Origin of the sequence: Leifsonia aquatica H1aii (assembly GCF_000633535.1) — a bacterium.
Classification (GTDB): domain Bacteria; phylum Actinomycetota; class Actinomycetes; order Actinomycetales; family Microbacteriaceae; genus Leifsonia; species Leifsonia aquatica_A.
The window spans coordinates 82,755-101,081 of the sequence record NZ_AYMR01000004.1 but is presented as its reverse complement, the minus strand read 5'-3'; the positions used below and the strand labels follow the sequence as shown (position 1 = coordinate 101,081).

Annotated in this window: 11 protein-coding genes; 8 read left to right on the top strand and 3 right to left on the bottom strand. The window is 72.2% G+C overall.

All coding sequences use genetic code 11. The features are described from left to right. Positions 1-44 precede the first annotated feature (44 nt). Positions 45-1,475: a gamma-aminobutyraldehyde dehydrogenase gene (locus tag U870_RS0102860; RefSeq protein WP_025155914.1), complete on the top strand. Its 1,431-nt coding sequence runs from the start codon at positions 45-47 to the stop codon at positions 1,473-1,475. Positions 1,476-1,584: 109 nt separating this feature from the next. Next, positions 1,585-3,105, top strand: coding sequence for an APC family permease (locus tag U870_RS0102855; RefSeq protein ID WP_025155913.1), 1,521 nt, complete (start codon positions 1,585-1,587; stop codon positions 3,103-3,105). A 79-nt stretch (positions 3,106-3,184) separates the two neighbouring features. Here U870_RS0102855 and U870_RS0102850 read toward each other — a convergent pair whose 3' ends face one another. The 3 genes from U870_RS0102850 to U870_RS0102840 are packed head-to-tail and all read right to left on the bottom strand — an operon-like array spanning position 3,185 to position 6,968. After that, the gene (locus U870_RS0102850; RefSeq protein WP_025155912.1) at positions 3,185-4,579 is read right to left on the bottom strand and encodes an aldehyde dehydrogenase (NADP(+)); all 1,395 of its coding nucleotides are present in this window, start codon (positions 4,577-4,579) and stop codon (positions 3,185-3,187) included. Then, complete coding sequence (locus U870_RS0102845) at positions 4,576-5,742, bottom strand: acyl-CoA dehydrogenase family protein (RefSeq protein WP_025155911.1); 1,167 nt, start codon at positions 5,740-5,742, stop codon at positions 4,576-4,578. Before U870_RS0102845 ends, U870_RS0102850 begins: the two co-directional genes overlap by 4 nt. Then, complete coding sequence (locus U870_RS0102840) at positions 5,739-6,968, bottom strand: CaiB/BaiF CoA transferase family protein (RefSeq protein ID WP_205288712.1); 1,230 nt, start codon at positions 6,966-6,968, stop codon at positions 5,739-5,741. Before U870_RS0102840 ends, U870_RS0102845 begins: the two co-directional genes overlap by 4 nt. Positions 6,969-7,057: 89 nt before the next feature. Between U870_RS0102840 and U870_RS0102835 the strand changes: the two genes are divergently transcribed. From U870_RS0102835 to U870_RS0102810, 6 genes are all read left to right on the top strand, one after another. Then, entirely contained in the window at positions 7,058-7,858 is an 801-nt protein-coding gene (locus U870_RS0102835; RefSeq protein WP_025155909.1) for a FadR/GntR family transcriptional regulator, read from the top strand. Continuing rightward, a complete protein-coding gene (locus tag U870_RS0102830; protein WP_025155908.1) occupies positions 7,851-8,576 on the top strand; it encodes a cache domain-containing protein in 726 nt (241 codons plus the stop codon). Before U870_RS0102835 ends, U870_RS0102830 begins: the two co-directional genes overlap by 8 nt. Before the next feature lie 46 nt (positions 8,577-8,622). After that, positions 8,623-9,912 (top strand): FHA domain-containing protein, encoded by a 1,290-nt coding sequence (locus U870_RS0102825; protein WP_025155907.1) that lies wholly within the window; start codon positions 8,623-8,625, stop codon positions 9,910-9,912. Then, a complete protein-coding gene (locus U870_RS0102820; RefSeq protein WP_025155906.1) occupies positions 9,909-10,745 on the top strand; it encodes a PP2C family protein-serine/threonine phosphatase in 837 nt (278 codons plus the stop codon). Before U870_RS0102825 ends, U870_RS0102820 begins: the two co-directional genes overlap by 4 nt. Before the next feature lie 184 nt (positions 10,746-10,929). Next, positions 10,930-12,360: a serine/threonine-protein kinase gene (locus U870_RS0102815; RefSeq protein ID WP_025155905.1), complete on the top strand. Its 1,431-nt coding sequence runs from the start codon at positions 10,930-10,932 to the stop codon at positions 12,358-12,360. Beyond that, on the top strand, positions 12,357-18,296 hold the full coding sequence (locus U870_RS0102810) for an Ig-like domain-containing protein (protein WP_025155904.1): 5,940 nt from the start codon (positions 12,357-12,359) through the stop codon (positions 18,294-18,296). Before U870_RS0102815 ends, U870_RS0102810 begins: the two co-directional genes overlap by 4 nt. Positions 18,297-18,327: the final 31 nt, after the last annotated feature.

Here is an 18,327-nt window from a genome sequence, read left to right as displayed (position 1 = left end):
ACATTCCTGGCGCATTCTCTGACGAAATCAGTAGACTCCCGGCCATGACCGAGCTGAGGAACTTCGTGAACGGCACCCACGTCGACGCGCGCGGGGAGGCCACCCTGCCGCTGATCGACCCGGCGACCGAGGAGGTCTACGCGACCTCGCCGGTCTCCACGGCGGAGGATGTGGGCGACGCCTACCGCGCGGCGCAGACCGCCTTCGAGACCTGGGGGAGCACCACGCCGGCCGAGCGGCAGCTGGCGCTGTTCCGCATCGCCGATGCGATGGAGGCGCGGGCCGAGGAGTTCGCCGATGCCGAATCGCAGGACACCGGGAAGCCGCGCTCCACACTGGTCGACGACGAGATCCTGCTCTCGGTCGACCAGATCCGCTTCTTCGCGGGCGCCGCGCGGAATCTCGAGGGCCGCTCGGCGGGCGAGTATATGCGCGACCACACGTCGTTCATCCGGCGCGAGCCGATCGGCGTCGTCGGGCAGGTCACGCCCTGGAACTATCCGCTCAACATGGCCGTGTGGAAGTTCGCGCCGGCGCTGGCGGCGGGCAACACCACGGTGCTCAAGCCGTCGGACACCACGCCGCTCTCGACGCTGCTGCTGGCGGAGGTGGCGGCCGAGTTCGTCCCGGCGGGTGTGCTGAACGTGGTGCTGGGCGACCGGACGACCGGTGTCGCGATGACGGACGACCCCATCCCGCAGCTGATCTCGATCACCGGATCGGTGCGGGCCGGCATGGAGGTCGCCCGCGCCGCCTCGTTCGACCTCAAGCGCGTGCACCTGGAGCTCGGCGGCAAGGCGCCGGTCATCGTGTTCGACGACGCCGACATCCCGAAGGCCGTCGCGGGGATCGTTGCCGCCGGGTACTTCAACGCCGGCCAGGACTGCACCGCGGCGACCCGCCTCCTGGTGCAGGCCGGCATCCATGACGAGTTCGTCGCCGCCCTGGCGGAGTACGCACGGGCCAACGCGGTGACCGGCGGCCCGCGCGAGGACGGCGTGCTCTACGGCCCGCTGAACAACGCCAACCAGCTCGCCCAGGTCAGCGGTTTCGTCGACCGGCTGCCGGACCACGCGCACGTCGAGCTCGGCGGCCGGCGGCAGGGCGACCGCGGCTACTTCTGGGAGGCGACCATCGTGTCGGGACTCCGCCAGGACGACGACGCCGTGCAGAACGAGATCTTCGGGCCCGTGCAGACCGTGCAGCGGTTCACCGACGAGGCGGAGGCGCTGCGCTGGGCGAACGACGTGAAGTACGGTCTCGCCTCCTCGGTCTGGACGAAGGATCACGGCCGGGCGATGCGCTTCGCCAAGGGCCTCGACTTCGGGTGCGTGTGGATCAACACGCACATCCCGATCGTCGCCGAGATGCCGCACGGCGGCTTCAAGCACTCGGGCTACGGCAAGGATCTCTCGCAGTACGGCTTCGAGGACTACACGCGCGTCAAGCACGTCATGAGCTACATCGGGGAGTGACGAGGACCGGACGAGAATTAATCATCCTGTCCTATAGGTATTCGGCCCCGCCGTCCGTTACGCTGCCTCCACACACATCGTCGTGTGGAGCTGATCCGGAAGGCATCCGATGTCCGCAGAACCCTCCACGTCGTCGGAGCTGGGGGACGGCGAGCACCTCGCCGTCCTCGGCTACGAGGACTCGTTCAACCGCTCGATGACCCTGTGGGCGAACTTCGCCCTGGGCTTCACCTATCTCTCGCCCCTGGTCGGCGTCTACTCGCTCTTCGCGACCGCCTTGGCGACGGGTGGCCCGCCGTCGATCTGGTGGATCGTGATCGTCGGCGCCGGGCAGTTCACCGTCTCGCTGGTGTTCGGTGAGGTGGTCTCGCAGTACCCGATCCACGGCGGCATCTACCCCTGGGCGCGCCGGCTCTGGGGACGGCGGTACGCGTGGATGGCGGCGTGGGTCTACATCTGGGCGATGATCGTGACCATCACCGCAGTGGCGTCGTACGGCAGCGGGTTCCTGGCCAGCCTGTTCGGCCTCCCCGCGACCAAGGAGGTCACCCTGGGGCTGACCGTGCTGCTGCTGATCGTCGCGCTCGCGCTGAACTTCACCGGCACGAAGACGCTGGCGACGGTCGCCCGGATCGGCCTGGCGGCGGAGCTCATCGGCGTGATCGCGGTCGGGCTCTACCTGCTGATCTTCCAGCGCAAGCAGGAGTTCTCCGTCTTCTTCGACTCGATGGGGGTGCAGGGGAACGGCTCGTACCTCGTCGCCTTCCTCGGCGCGGCACTGGCCGGCCTGTTCCTCTTCTACGGGTTCGAGGCCTGCGGCGACGTGGCGGAGGAGGTGGCCAACCCGGCCAAGCGCATCCCGATCGCGATGATGATGACGATCCTGGTCGGCGGGGTCTCTGCTCTGTTCGCCTTCGGCGGCTACGTGCTCGCCGCCCCCGACCTCCAGAAGATCGTCGCGGGGGACGACGTCGATCCCATCCCGGAGATCCTGCAGTCGTCGCTCGGCCCGGTCGGGGCGAAGATCTTCCTGGTCGTCGCGGTCACGGCCTTCCTCTCGTGCGTGCTCAGCCTCCAGGCCGCCGCGAGCCGCCTCCTGTTCTCGTTCGCACGCGACGGGATGGTGCCCGCGCACCGCTGGCTGGCGAAGGTCTCGCCGCGCAGCAAGGTGCCGGTCAACGCGCTGATCGTCGCCTGCTCGATCCCGGTCATCATCACGCTGATCGTCTACGTCGGGCCGGACGGGCTGATCACCCAGGTGACGGCGTTCGCCGTGCTGGGGATCTACCTGGCGTTCCAGTCCGTCGTGCTGGCGTCGCTGCGCCAGCGACTGCGCGGGTGGCGGCCGGCCGGCCCGTTCACGCTGGGCGGCGCGGGCATCGTGATCAATGCGATCGCGCTGCTCTACGGCATCGGCGCGATGATCCTGCTCGCCTGGCCGACGTCCACGGGCAATGCCTTCAACGACTGGATCGTGCTGATCGGCCTCGGGATCGTCGTGGTCGCCGGCGGGCTGTACCTGCTGATCGCGCGGCCGGACCGCACGTCGGACGCTCCCGAGGGGGACGCGATCCGCGTGGCACAGCTGCTGCGGGTGCATCGCTCGGGGGCGGGCGCGCCGCGCGCCTGACGCGCACAGGGGTCGCGCTCTGTCGTTCCCGCCCCGGCGGAGCGACAGAGCGCGACCCCTCGTCGTGCGCGGACGCCGATCAGGACTCGCGGCGCGGGATTCCCAGCGGGTTGCCGTCGCGGAGCTCCGGGGGCAGCACGTCCTGCGGCGCGTCCTGGTAGGAGATCGGGCTGAGCCATCGTCGGATCGCCGTCGCCCCCACCGAGGTGTGGACGGAGGCCGTCGTCGCCGGCCAGGATCCGCCGTGGTGCTGCGCCCAGCCGATCGCCACACCTGTGGGCCAGCCGTCGAAGAGCAGACGGCCCGCGATGCGGCCGAGCGCCGTCGCGAGCGCGCCGGCGTCCTCGCCGGGTGCGCGGTGGATGGTCGCGGTCAGGGACGGGCCGAGCGAGGCGACCAGCGTGTCCAGCTGGGCGTCGTGGTAGCGGACGAGCACGCTGACCGGGCCGAAGCACTCGGCGAGGAAGGTCTCGGGATGCGCGAGGAAGACGGCCGCGTCCGTCAGGACGAGCGCGGGCGCGGAGGCGCCGTCCGTCGTCGCCGGGCCGCGGACGACCTCGACCCCCGGGAGGGCGGTGAATGCCTCCACTCCGGCGGAGAAGGCGTCGCTCATGCCCGTGGTCAGCTGGCGGGAGGCCGGAGCGCCCGCGAGGGCCTCCCGCGCGGCGTCCTCGACGGAGCCGCCGGCCGGGACCAGCACGAGGCCGGGCTTGGTGCAGTACTGGCCGGCGTCGCGCGTGAAGGAGGCGACCAGGCCCGCGCCGATCTCCGGGCCGCGCACCCTGGCGGCGTCCGCCGTCACGACGACCGGGTTGATGCTCCCCAGCTCGCCGTAGAAGGGGATCGGCGCCGGGCGCGCGGACGCGAGGTCGAAGAGCGCCCGCCCGCCGTGCTCCGAGCCGGTGAAGCCCGCCGCCGTGATCGCCGGATGCTGCACGAGCGCGACGCCCTCCTCCATCCCCTCGACCAGGGTGAACATCCCGGCCGGGAGCACGCTCTGCGCGATCGCGGCGGTGCGGCGGGAGAGCTCCGGGTGCCCGGGGTGCGCCTTCACGACGACCGGGCAGCCGGCCGCCAGCGCCGAGGCCGTGTCGTTGCCGAGCACCGAGAACGCGAAGGGGAAGTTGGAGGCCGTGTACACCGCGACCGGCCCGAGCGGGCGCAGCATCCGGCGCAGATCGGGGCGGGGAGGGATGAGTGCTGGGTCGGGGGAGTCGAGCGTCGCCTCCAGATACGCGCCCTCCCGCACGACGTCGGCGAAGAACCGCAGCTGAGCGGCCGTCCGGGTGACTTCGCCGTCGAGCCGGGCGTCGGAGAGGCCGGTCTCGGCCGCGGCGATGCGGACGAGCTCCGCACGGTCGGCCTCGAGCTCGAGCGCGAGTGCCTCCAGCCATCCGGCGCGTTCCGCACGTGTGGTGACGGACCGGGCGGCGACGGTGGCGGCCGTGGCGGCCGCATCGACCGCGGCGGTCATGCGAAGGCCGCCAGACCGGTGAGCGCGCGACCGAGCACGAGCGTGTGGATCTCGTCCGTGCCCTCGTAGGTGCGGACCGACTCCAGGTTCGCCATGTGGCGCATCACCGGGAACGCGTTGGTGATGCCGTCGCCGCCCAGGACGGTGCGTGCCTCCCGTGCGATCGCCAGCGCCTCCCGCACACTGTTGAGCTTGCCGACGCTGATCTGCGTCGGGGTGAGCCGTCCGGCCTCCTTGAGCCGTCCCAGGTGCAGCGCGAGCAGCACGCCCTTCTCGTACTCGACGAGCATGTTCGCCAGCTTCTCCTGGATGAGCTGGGTCGCTCCGATCGGCCGGCCGAAGACCTGCCGCGTGGTCGCCCGCGCGATCGACACCTCGAGGCAGTCGCGGGCGGCCCCCATCGCGCCCCAGACGATCCCGTAGCGGGCCTCGTTGAGGCAGGAGAAGGGCCCGGACAGCCCGCGGGCGCCCGGCAGCTGGGCGGAGGCGGGCACGCGGACCTCGTCGAGGACCACGTCGCACTGCACGGACGCGCGCATCGAGAGCTTTCCGTCGATCGCCGTCGCCGAGAACCCGGGGGTCGTGGTCGGCACGAGGAAGCCCCGCACGCCGTCCTCGGTCGCCGCCCAGACCACTGCGATGTCGGCGAGCGCCGCGAGGCCGATCCAGCGTTTGACGCCGGTGATCAGCCAGTCGTCGCCGTCGCGGCGCGCGCGGGTGGTCATCGCGGCGGGGTCGCTGCCGCCGTCCGGCTCGGTGAGGGCGAAGCAGCCGATCCGCTCGCCGCGGGCCATCGGCGGAAGCCACTCGGCCTTCTGCTCGTCGGAGCCGAACTTCGAGATCGCGCTCATGGCGAGCGAGCCCTGCACCGAGACGAACGTCCGCCAGCCGCTGTCGGCGGCCTCGAGTTCGTGGCAGACCAGGCCGTAGCTGACCGCGCCGGCCCCGGCGCAGCCCTCGTCCGTCAGGTGCATCCCGAGGAAGCCCTGCGCGCCGAGCTCGGCGACGAGCTCGCGGCGGAAGTGCTTGTCCTCGAAGTCCTGCTCGATGACCGGGCGGATGCGATCGGAGGCGAAGGCCCTGGCCTTCGCCGCCCACCCGCGTTCCTCGTCGCTGAGCAGGTGGTCGATGCTGAAGGCCTCGTCGAGGGCGGATGCGGTCACGGTGTGTCCTTGTCGTCGGTGGCGGATGGCGTCGTGGTCTCGGTGGCGGCGGTGGGGTCGGTGGCGTCGGTGGCGTCGTCCGTCGGCGCCTCGTCCCGCCAGAGCGGCCGGTCCGCACCGAGGAGCGGAGGCGGTGTGCGATGCACCGCGGGAGCGCCGTCGAGGCGGATCGGGGTGGCGGGCTGCCGGCTGGTGCGTCCGGTCGCCGGGTCGTGGGTCTCCACGACCGGTGACAGTCCGAGCCCGTCGGCGAAGGCGAACGCCTCGGGGACGGAGTTCACCGGCCCGGCCGGGACGCGCGCGCGGCCGAACGCCGCGACCCACTCCGCGGCGCGGCGGCTCGTGAGAGCGGGTTCCAGCACGGCACGCAGGTCGGCGCGATGGCGGACCCGGGCCTCGTTGGTGCGGAAGCGCGCGTCGTCCGCCAGCTCCGGCCGGCCGAGGACGTCGGCGAAGGCCGCGAACTGGCGGTCGTTGCCGACGGCGACGACGAGGTCGCGGTCCGCCGCGCGGAAGAGCTCGTAGGGGGCGATGCTCGGGTGGGCGTTGCCGAGCCGCGTCGGCGGAATCCCGGTTGCGAGCGTGCTCGACGCCTGGTTCGTGAGGGCGGCGAGCAGGGAGCCGAGCAGGTCGACGTCGACCCGGGACCCGCGACCCGAGTCGTCGCGCGCGCGCAGCGCCAGCAGGATCCCTGCCAGAGCGTTCTGGCCGGTCAGGATGTCGACCAGGGCGACGCCGACCTTGCTCGGCTCGCCGTCGGGGGCGCCGGTGATCGACATCAGGCCGCCGACGGCCTGCACGAGCAGGTCGTACCCGGGCAGCGCCGCGCCGGCATCGCGGCCGAACCCGGTGATGGAGCAGAAGACGACGCCCGGGTTCGTGGCGCGCAGGGTCGCCTCGTCCAGGCCGAACGACTCCATCACTCCGGGGCGGAAGTTCTCCACCACCACGTCGGCGGTGGCGGCGAGCCGCCGGGCGTCGGCGAGCCCCGTCGGCGTGCGGAGGTCGCACACGACCGAGCGCTTGTTGCGGTTCACGGAGGCGAAATACGTGGACTCGCCCGCCGCGTCCACCGGCGGGAGCCAGGCGCGGGTGTCGTCGCCGGCGGGAGACTCGATCTTGACGACGTCGGCGCCGAAATCGGCGAGCATCATCGTGGCGTAGGGTCCGGCAAGCACGCGGGAGAAGTCCGCGACGCGCAGCCCGGCGAGCACTCCGTCGGCCATGCTGCGCTCCGTTCCGCTCCGGGCGCCTCCGCGCGCCTCGATCGTGATTCATCCTATACCGAATGATTCGCGCGGGATATCGTGGGCGGGTGAGCAGCGCGACCGAACCGGCCCGGCGGCCCGGACCCGCCCGGGTGTCCCCGGGCGCCCGCGACGCCGTCTTCGCGCAACTCGCCGACGTCGGTCGCGCGGAGCAGGTGTCGCGCCGGATCGCGGACGCGATCGTGCTGGGGGTCCTGGTGCCCGGCGAGCGGCTGCCCAGCGAGGCGGAGTTGGCGCGGCGATTCGGAGTCGCGCTGGTGACGGCCCGCGAGGGACTCGGGATGCTCCGCGAGGCGGGCCTGGTCGACACCCGGCGGGGCCGCGACGGCGGCAGCTTCGTCGTCGCTCCCGCGGACGGCCACGGTGGCGAAAGCACACTCCTGGCGGCACGCCTGCGCGGGCTGTCCCAGGTGGAGGTCGCCGATCTCGCCGTCTACGTGACCGCGATCGCGGCGGGGTGCGCCGATCGCGCCGCGGAGCGGGCCACACCCGCCGACGGCGCCCGGCTGGCCGGTTGGCTGGACGCCGCCTCGTTCGCCTCGGCGGCGGACGCGCGCCGCAACGCCGGCGGATTCCTGCTGGAGCTCGCCGTCCTCAGCCAATCCGCACGGCTGGTCCGCGAGCAGATCCGTCTCCAGGCGGAGTACGGACCCGTCCTCTGGATCGGCCTCGGCGACGCGGCGCTGCGCGATCGCGTGGGCCGGGCGATGCATCACGCGGCGGGGGCGGTGGCCGCCGGCGACCGGTCGGGCGCTCGGGAGGCGGTCTCCGTCCTGATCGCGTCGGTGACCGAGTGGGTGCTCGCGGCGAAGGCGCGGCTCGAGCAGGGAGGCACGCTCGATGGCTGAGGCGGTCCCGACCCCGGCACGCGCGGCGGAGCAGGTGGGCGCCCTGTTCGGCCGTCTCCAGCAGACACTGGGCCGCTGGCGGGATGCGGTGCTGGCCGACACGCCCGAGCGGCCGACGACGGCCGCGCTCGATGCGCTGGTCGGCGCACTGGTGCTCCCCGAGTGGGAGGAGCCGGACGCGCTGACGATCGGCGCCGGGTTCATCGCCGCGCCCGAGTTGACTGGCGGTGACGCCGTGCACTTCTCCTGGTGGCTGGGGCCGCTGGAGGAGAACCCGGTGTACGGGGCGACGACCGCGCCGACGAAGCTCGACCTCGGGACGCGCTCGTACACCGACTACCTGAGCGACTTCCGCTCCCTGGAGTGGTACCGCGTCCCCCAGTCGACCCATCGGACGCACGTCACCGGGCCGTACGTCGACCATCTCTGCACCTGCGACTACATCGTCACCGTGACCGCTCCCGTCGAGCGGCGGGGGAGGATGATCGGCGTCGTCGGCGTGGATGTCTTCGTCAAGCGGCTGGAGCGCGAGCTGCTGCCGGCGCTGCTCGCGACACGTGTCCCGCTCGTCCTGGTCAACGCCGACGGCCGGGTGCTGGTGTCGACCGACCCCGCGGTGCTGCCGGGAGCGGTCTTCGCGCCCGATCGCGGCCACGGCCGGGCGCTCGCGTGCCCGGGGACCCCGTTCCGGCTCGTCCCGACGACTACACTCGGATAGGTCGCCGCGGCAGAGCGCCGCCGCGACGACGAGAAGGGGGCGACGCGTGAGTTCCGATCCGACGTCGGCGGACGCGCGTGCGACCGACGCCGCGAACGGCTACGTCCGCTACGCGCCCACGGCCGGCCCGTCCCGGTGGCTGCTCATCGCAGGACGTCGCTTCGTCGCCGCGGTCGAGAGCACGGTCGCGGACGCGATCATCGACACGGTCTGGTGGCTCGCGGGCTCGGAGCTGGCCACGATCGAATCCGTCGTCGGCGCCTTCCCCCTGGCGGGGCCGGACAGCGTGCGCTCTTTCGCCGTCGCCGAGATCGGGCGTCCTGGCGCGACCGGAGACGTGGTCGTGACCGCGGTGGTCCGCGGCTCGGCGGCGATCGATGTCTTCTCCGTCGGCGGTTCGCGGCGGTTCGCCTCCGCGGGGGTCCAGCCCTGGGTGCTCGCCGAGTTCCGCAGCGTGACCGGTCTCGTGCTCGGCGGCGATGACGCGCCGACCGGGCCCGTCGCGCGGCTGTCCATCGGCTCGCTCCCGCTCGGCCTCGGCGTCGTCGACGGCGAGCTGCTGACCTGGTCCCTCTCGCCGATCGAGCGTGTCGAGCGGAGTGCGGAGGGCGCCACCCCGAGCGCGGCAGCAGCTGCGCCGAGCGCTTCCCCGACCGCGATGCCGTCGACGCCGATCGGGGACCTCGACGCGGCAGCGGGGGAGACGATCATCCCGCAACGCGGCGCCGGGCTCTTCGGTCACGTGCCGCCGGCCACGCCCGCCGCCCCGACCGTCCCGGACGCCGAGCTGGCTCCGGCCGCCGAGCATCCCGTGGCGCACGAGCTCCCCGGCGCCGTCGACATCGAGGCCCCGCGTCCCGCGCCCGACACGCCGGGCGCGCTGACGTTCGCCACGGCCGAGGCGGCGCAGCCGCCCACCGAGCCGTTGGTCCTCCCGCCGCCTCCCGCGACGTTCGGCGTCCGGCTCGGAGCGGGGGACATCCTGACGCTCGACACGCCGATCGTGTTCGGGCGGCATCCGTCGCCGTCGCGCGTGGAGTCGGGCGTCGCCCCGCGGTTGGTGGCCGTGATCTCGCCGACTCAGGAGGTCTCGGGCACCCATGTGCGCATCGAGCAGTCGGGGGACGCCGTGGTGGTGACCGACCTCCGCTCGACCAACGGCACGCGCGTCGTCGGCGCGGACGGCACCGGCTTCCGGTTGCGTCCCGGGGCGTCCACCGTCGCGCTGGCGGGGACGACCGTCGAGATCGGCGACGGTAATATCATCGAGATCACCGCTGCGCCGGGCGGATCCGGGGGGACGGACCGGCACCGAGACGAAGAAGGACGCGAGTGACCCAGATCGGTCGCAGCAACAGGCGCCATACCGTGGACGTCCCCGGGACGCCGGACGCGCGCATCAGCCTCGCCTGGGCGGCGCTGAGCGACAAAGGCTACCGGCGCAGCGTCAACGAGGACAGCCTCCTCGCCCGCTCCCCGATCTTCGCGGTCGCGGACGGCATGGGCGGGCACACCGCCGGCGACTTCGCGTCGACCGCGGTGGTCACCCGGCTCGCCGAACAGGTCTCGACCACGTTCGTCGGGGAGGAGGCCCTCACCGGCGCTCTGCGCTCGGCCGTGGACGACATGGGACGCGGCGTCGGGCACACGGACCTCGGCACCGGCACCACGGTCACGGGCGTCGCGCTCACCCTGGTGGACGGCGCGCCGTACTGGCTGGTCTTCAACATCGGCGACTCCCGCGTCTACAGCTACCGCGACGGAACGCTGGAGCAGCTCACCGTCGACCACTCGATCGTGCAGGAGCTGCTCGACGCCGGCGCGATCACACCAGCCGAGGCGGAGGTTCACCCGCACAGCAACGTGATCACCCGCGCGGTCGGCTTCAACGAGGACCCGGTCCCGGATTTCTTCCTGTTCCCGATCGTCGCGGGTTCGCGGCTGCTGGTCTGCTCCGACGGGCTCACCAAGGAGCTGACCGAGCACGGGATCCGGTACTTCCTCGGCGAGGGGTCCTCGCCGCTCGACGCCGCCCAGCAGCTGATGGACGCGGCTCTCGGCAACGGCGGCCGCGACAACGTGACGGTCGTCGTCGTCGACGTGCTGGCGACGCCCGAGAGCGGCGCGCATCGCGAGGGCACGTCGCGGCGCTCCGCCCGTCGGCACTGAGGGACGCCGCGTCCCACCCAGGGCTTCGCGCCGACCTCGTCGCCCGGCGTCCACCTGACCCCCGGAGTGGGGGTGCGGCGGGAGCACCGGCACCGGTCCTGGCCGTCGTGCGTCCCATCGCGCTGCCTACAATTGGGAAACGCTCGCACCCGCGGACGTCCTCGACGCTGAACGGAGGAGCCACTTGGCCCGGCGCTTGCCGTCCCAGCCGCCGAACCTCCCCGGCTTCTCGTACGTCCGGGTGCTCGGGTCCGGCGGCTTCGCCGACGTGTTCCTGTACGAGCAGAACCTCCCGCGCCGTCAGGTCGCGGTGAAGGTGATGCTCGCCGAGGTCGTCACCAGCCAGGTGAAGCAGATGTTCCAGGCCGAGGCGAACCTCATGGCCCAACTCAGCACCCACCCGTCGATCCTCACCGTCTACCAGGCCGGCGTCTCGGGTGACGGGCGCCCCTACCTGGTGATGGAGCTGTGCTCGTCGGCGATCGGGCAACGCTACCGGAGCGAACCCCTCCCGGTCGCGGAGGCGCTGAGCGTCGGGGTGCGCATCGCGAGCGCGGTGGAGACCGCGCATCGCGCCGGCGTGCTGCACCGCGACATCAAGCCCTCCAACATCCTGACCACGGCCTACGGCCACCCCGTGCTGAGCGACTTCGGCATCGCCGCGACCCTGAGCGAGGCGGACGTCACCGAGGCGATCGGCCTCTCCATCCCGTGGTCCGCACCCGAGGTCCTCCTCGACGAGACCAGCGGGACGATCGCGAGCGAGGTCTGGTCGCTCGGCTCGACGGTCTACTCGCTCGTCGCCGGGCGTTCGCCGTTCGAGGCTCCCGGCAAGGAGAACACCTCGGCGGAGCTCATCCACCGCATCACCAAGGGGCGGCCGCAGCCGCTGGATCGTCCGGATGTCCCGCCCCGGCTGGAGCAGTTGCTGCTGCGCTCGATGGCGCGACGCCCCTCCCAGCGGCAGCGGAGCGTGCTCGAGTTCATCCGCGAGCTCCAGGCGGTCGAGCAGGAGCTCGGGCTGCCGCAGACACCGATCGAGGTCGCGACGGACGACTGGGCCCTCGCGATCGCGGGGAACCCGGAGGACCGGACGCGCGTCAAGGGAGTCGTGGCCGTCGACCCGTCGGGGACCACGCGGCGTCGTCGGCGGGCCCCCGCCGCGACGGCGTCGACACGCACGCCCATCCGCACCGGTGGACGGGAGAGCGCCGGGAGCGCTCCGGGCACGGGTCCGGTGACGCCGCGTCGCACCTCGCGCGCCCTGGTCCTGTCGCTCGTCGCGTGCTCGGTGCTCGTCGTCGTGCTCGGAGTGATGGCGTCCATCGTGCTGGTGCGCGCCGGCGCCTCCGACGACATCCCGGCGGTGCGCGATCTCAGCGGCCGGGTCGACGGCAGCACGATCGTCTTCGGCTGGAGCGACCCCGGACTGCAATCCGGGGACGTGTACCAGGTCGCGGTCGACGACCAGCCGCCGTCGAGCCAGCGCTCCACGGAGTTCCGGGTGGATGCCCGCGCCGGGCAGACGGTGTGCGTGACCGTCACGGTGAACCGCGACGGCAGGACCGGGTCCCCCAGCGGGCAGAAGTGCGTCGAGCGGGGCGGCGGGTCGTGAGCCGGCTCGGCGCCGCCTGGACGTGGGTCGCGGCCCACAAATCGATCGCCGCCACGGCGCTGAGCGGCACGGTGGTGGCCGCCCTGGTGACGACTCTCGCGGTGGTGTCGGGAGGCTACAGCGCCCAGCACCTGCAGCTCGACGACGCGTCGGTGTGGGTCGCCAGCGACACGAAGAAGGCGGTCGGGCGCGCCAACACCGAGATCGACAAGCTCAACTCCGTGGTCGCGGGGACCGGCGAGGCGCTGGATGTGGTGCAGGACGGCGAGAACGTGCTGCTGATCGACCGCGAGGCCAACACGGTGGCCGTCGTCGACCCGGCGACGGCGGAGGCGGGCAAGTCGGTCGCGCTGCCGCCGCGGTCGCCGGAGGTCTTCCTCGCCGGTGACCGGGTCGCGCTCCTCTCGCAGACGACCGGACAGCTCTGGCTCACCACGGTGGGACAGCTCGACCAGTTCAACTCCGGGTCCGCGGCCACGGTCGACCTCGGCGGGCGCACCGTCGCGGCGATGGATCCGTCCGGCGCGCTCGTCACCTACCAGCCTTCGACCCGCTCCGTCGTGCGGATCGAGCTGAGCGGGAACGAACCGTCCACCACCACGACGAAGGTCGCGACGAGCGGCGACGGTGCGAACGTCTCGGTGACCTCCGTCGCCGGGCACTGGGCGCTGCTCGACCCGGACGAGCGACGGCTCTGGCTGGACGGCCGGTCCGTGAGCCTGTCCTCGCGTCTCGACGCGAGCTCGGACCCGGTGCTGCAGCAGCCGTCGTCCACGGGCGACGCCGTCTGGATCGGCACCACGAGCGGTGTGGTCCGCGTGCCGCTGGACGGCGGCGCGAGCAGCACCCCGTATGCGTCGGCGAGCGGAGCGGCGGCCGCCCCGGTGACCGTCGGAGACTGCACCTACGCGGGCTGGAACGGCGGCCGGTCCTGGCGGTCGTGCGGTTCCGGCGGTGCGGGCGAGGCCTCCACCCTCGGCGACGTCCCGGCGGCCGCGACGCTCGCCTTCCGGGCGAACGGCGACCGGGTCCTGCTCAACGACATCCGCTCGGGAGTCTCCTGGGCGGTGCAGAGCGGGAACACCCGCATCGACAACTGGGACGAGCTGGTCGCCAAGAAGACCACCCAGGAGCTCGTCGACCAGTCGAAGCAGGACACGGCCCCGCAGTTCGAGAAGCAGGAGCAGCCTCCGGTCGCCGTCGACGACCAGTTCGGCGCGCGCCCGGGTCGCGTGACCCCACTGCCGGTGCTGCTGAACGACTACGACCCCAACGGCGACGTGCTGACCATCGACTCGTTCACGGCGATCCCGCCGGACCAGGGCGTGATCCAGTTGACCAACGCGGACCAGCAGCTGCAGATCTCGCTCCCGGACACCGCCACCGGCACGATCGGCTTCGACTACACGATCTCGGACGGACGCGGCGGGACGGCGACGGCGCACGTGGTGGTGACGGTGCGCACACCGGAGGAGAACTCGCCCCCGGTGTGCGTCCGCAACGCCAAGGCCGTCGTGCAGACCGGAGGCCGGGTGACGGCCTCCGTCCTGGGCGACTGCTACGACCCGGATGGCGACTCGTTCTACCTGGCGGGTGCGAGCGTCCCCGCCCCGGACACCGTCACGTACACGCCCCAGGGCCAGGTCGCCTTCTCGGACCACGGGGAGGGGGGAGACCTCAAGGACGTCGCCCTGGTGCTCTCCGACGGCCGCGCCGAGGGCACCGGGCTGCTCGCCGTCACCGTGCGCCCGCCCGGGCAGGTGCCGATCATCGCCGATCCCTTCGCCGTGCTCGCGTACGAGGGACAGGAGGTGACGATCCGGCCGCTCGACCACGTGCGCGGCGGGAACGGGACCGTGCGCCTGGCGACGGTGCCGACCAAGGCGGACGCGACGATCACGCCCGACTACCAGGGTGGGACGTTCCGATTCGACTCCGATCAACCGGGCACGCACAACATCGAGTACTCGGTGACGGATGGGGTCGTCACCACGACCGGGCTGGTCCGCGTCGAGGTGAAGGCACCGCCCGGAGCGAAGACCGCTCCCATCGCCGTGCCGCACACCGCGTTCATCCGGGAGCAGTCGACCCAGGACGTGGACGTGCTCTCGACCGACATCGACCCTTCCGGCGGCGTGCTCCTGGTGACCGGGTCCACCGAGCCCGACGCGAGCACCGGGGTGCACGTGCAGGTGCTGCAGCAGCGCACGCTGCGGGTCACCCTGAGCCGTCCGCTGGCCGCCCCGGTCGACTTCCACTACCGGCTCAGCAACGGTCTCGCCGACACCACGGGGACCGTCACCGTGGTGCAGCTGCCCCCGCTAACGGTCCACCAGCCGCCGATCGCGGCCCCGGACTCGGTCGCGGTGCGCGTGGGCGACGTGGTGGACATCCCGGTGCTGGCCAACGACGTGCAACCCGACGGCGACAAGCTCACCCTCGACCCGACGCTGGCCTCGCCGCTGCCCGCCGGCGCGGGTCTGCTCTTCGCCAGCGGGGATCACCTGCGCTACCTGGCGCCGACGAAGCCGGGCAACTACACGGCCGCCTACAAAGTGTTCGGCGAGGACGGCCAGTGGGCGACGGCTCAGGTGACGATCGCGGTGCGGGAGCGCGACGCCGCCACCAACAATCCGCCGGTGCCCAAGACGGTGACGGCGCGCGTGCTCGCCGGCGACGTGGTGCGGATCACCATCCCGCTCTCCGGCATCGACCCGGACGGTGACTCGGTGCAGTTCGTCGGGCAGGAGACCAACCCGCAGAAGGGGGCGGTGATCGCCTCCGGCCCCGACTGGATGGACTTCCAGGCCGGCGACTACGCCGCCGGCACCGACTCGTTCACGTACGCCGTCGTCGACGCGCTCGGCGCGCGGGCGACGGGCACCGTCCGGGTGGGCATCGCGGCTCGGGTCGAAGGCGCGCGCAACCCGGTGGCGGTGGAGGACGACGTCACCACCCGTCCCGGCAAGACCCTCAGCGTGCAGGTGCTCGCCAACGACAGCGATCCCGACGGCAGCCCGCTGTCGGTGACGGCGGTCACCTCGCTCGACGGCGCAGCGAAGGCGAAGGTCAGCGGAGACATCGTGGTCGTCGCTGCTCCGCAGAAGCAGGGCGTCTACGGCTTCCTGTACACGATCCAGAACGAGCGGGGCGGCACCAGTCAGGCGTTCCTCCGGGTCACGGTCGACCCGAACGCCCCGCCCGCGCGCCCGATCGTCGACGATACGACCCTCGGCCTGTCCGACATCCTGGGCAAGGACCACGTCGACGTGAACGTGCTCGCGAACGTCTTCTTCGCCGACGGCGCCGTCTCGACGCTGAAGCTGTCCGTGGTGCCCGGCTACGGCGACAGCGCGCAGGTCACCTCGGCCAAGTGGGTGCGGGTGACCATCGGTGCGAAGAGCCAGATCGTGCCGTTCGCGGTCGCCAACCCCGAGGACCCCTCCGTCGTCGCCTACGGGTTCGTGCACGTGCCCGGGTACGACGACGCCCTCCCGCAGGTCAAGCGCGGGGCGCCGAAGCTCACGGTGGTGAGCGAGAAGTCACTCACCATCCGCCTCAACGACTACATCGTCGCGGTCGGAGGGCGGAAGGTGCGCCTGACCGACGCGGCCACGGTGCGCGCCACGCACGCCAACGGCGACGACCTCGTGCTCAGCGGGGACGCCCTCCAGTACACCTCCTCGTCGCGCTACTTCGGCCCCGCGTCGATCTCGTTCCAGGTCACGGACGGGTCGAGCGCGACGGACCCGCAGGGCAACGTGGCGACGATCGTCCTGCCGATCGAGGTGACACCGCGAGAGAACCAGCCGCCGGTGTTCACCGGGGCCCTGATCGACTTCGAGCCCGGGCAGAGCAAGACGATCGACCTCACCAAGCTCACGAGCTACCCCTACGCGAAGGACCAGGGCGAGCTCACGTTCTCGGTGCAGAACCCGCAGCCGGCGGGGGTCTCGACCTCCCTCAGCGGGCAGAAGCTGACGATCTCGGTCGCCGCCGGGACGCCGAAGGGAGCGACCCCCTCGATCTCGATCGGCGTCAAGGACGCCGTCAATCCGGGCCAGGCCGGGCGCATCGACATCAACGTCGTGCCCTCGACCCGACCGCTCGCGAGCCCGCAGCCGGACCGGGTGGTCGCGCCGCGCGGGCAGACCACGCGGGTGGACGTGCTGGCCAACGACGCCGCGACGAACCCGTTCCCCGGGAAGCCGCTGCGCGTGCTCGCCGTCCGTGGACTGGGCGGATCGCTGCCGGACGGCGTGAGCATCGTCCCGAGCGCGGACAACTCGACCCTCGCGGTCACGGTCTCCGCCACGGCGGCGCCGACGGACACGACCCTGCAGTACGAGGTCGCCGACGCCACGGGGGATCCGGACCGCTACACCTGGGGAACGATCACCATCTCGGTGCAGGACCGGCCGGCGGCGGTGTCGAATGTCCAGATCTCCGCCATCGGGGACCGCAGCCTGACGCTCAGCTGGATCCCGGGCGCCTTCAACAATGCGCCGATCACCGGGTTCGAGGTCGCGATGACCTCCGCCGCGACCGGCGCGCCGCTGTCGACCACCACCTGCACGACGACGACGTGCGCCATCGAGACCCCCGGGAACGGCCCGGACAACGCGGTGCGGCTGAGCGTGCGCGCGCGCAACGCACTCGGGCTCTCGGATCCGACGGCGTACGCGGAGCCGACCTGGTCGGACGTCGTCCCGAACGCGCCCGCCTCCGTCGGTTCGACGCCGCTCGACAAGGGCCTGCGGGTGGTCTGGACGAAGCCGGCCGACGCGGCCGGTGCCAGCCCGATCACCTCGTATCTCGTGACCGTCGGGGGTGTGACCAGCTCGCTCCAGGTCTCGGGTTCCGATGCCGTCGGCACCGCGTACTCGCTCAACGTGACCGACGGGACCCTCGCCAACGGGGTCTCCGTCGGGATCACCGTCGCCGCGCGGAATGCGTTCTACCAGGGCCGCACCACCTGGAACCAGACGCAGTCGAGCGGCGTTCCGGCCGGTGCGCCCGTGGTCACGGGCACCCCGGCGGCATCGCCCAACACCGCGGACGGCAGCACGGCCACCCTGAGCTGGCCGAACGTCTTCGCCGACAACGGCAAGGCGATCACCGCCTACTACGCGGGGGTGTTCCAGGGGTCCGCGCAGCCCAGCTGCTCGGTCACCGGCGTCGAGAGCGGCCAGCCGGTGCCGCACATCGACCCGACCTCCGGCTCGTTCAAGAAGACGCAGGGGAGCAGCGTCGACTTCAGCGGGCTGCAGCCCAACCAGACGTACAACTTCGTCGTCTACGCGTACAACGGCCAGGGCTGCACCGCGAGCGCCGTGGTGTCCGCCACCCAGCGCCGTGCTCCGGGCCAGGTGACCGGCGTCTCTGCCAGCCCGCTGCTGGTCTCCAGTGCTCCCGGCCTGTTCGACTTCTCCCTCACCGGGGTCTCCTACGCGCAGGGCAGCGGCGCGACCACCTCGGTCGCCTACACCCTGACGACCGAGGACGGGACGGCGATCGACAGCGGGGTGCTCTCCGGCACGGTCGGGACCGTGGCTGCGGCGAACGGGCCCCACTACGGCATGAGACTCGCGATCAGGATCACGCGGATCTGCGAGACCTACTCCGACAACTCGCAGCTGTGCACGACGCAGACCGGGGGCGGCTTCCCGCTCGGCGTCGCCGTCAGCACCGCGATCGGCGGCCAGCGGTACGACGCCGCGACGCGCACGTTCAGCTGGACGGCCTGGCCGACCGGCGACGGCTACTCGGCTGTGCGGTACAGCTGCGGCGGGGATGCCGCGGACATGCCCGCGGCCGGCTCGACCGCCGTCTGCGTCGCACCGGGGAGCGATCCGGATCCCGCACTCGTCATCTCCGTGACCCGGAACGCCGGGGACACGTACAGCTCCTCCTACAGCGCTTCGGGCATGCAATGAGCCGGCGCCGTCATACTGATGTCCGGGCCCC

Coding starts and splice junctions, on each gene's coding strand:
- U870_RS0102840 (WP_205288712.1), bottom strand. CDS start 6,968: ATGGCCGACGGAGTGCTCGCCGGGCTGCGCGTCGCGGACTTCTCCCGC.
- U870_RS0102830 (WP_025155908.1), top strand. CDS start 7,851: ATGGCTGAGGCGGTCCCGACCCCGGCACGCGCGGCGGAGCAGGTGGGC.
- U870_RS0102860 (WP_025155914.1), top strand. CDS start 45: ATGACCGAGCTGAGGAACTTCGTGAACGGCACCCACGTCGACGCGCGC.
- U870_RS0102855 (WP_025155913.1), top strand. CDS start 1,585: ATGTCCGCAGAACCCTCCACGTCGTCGGAGCTGGGGGACGGCGAGCAC.
- U870_RS0102850 (WP_025155912.1), bottom strand. CDS start 4,579: ATGACCGCCGCGGTCGATGCGGCCGCCACGGCCGCCACCGTCGCCGCC.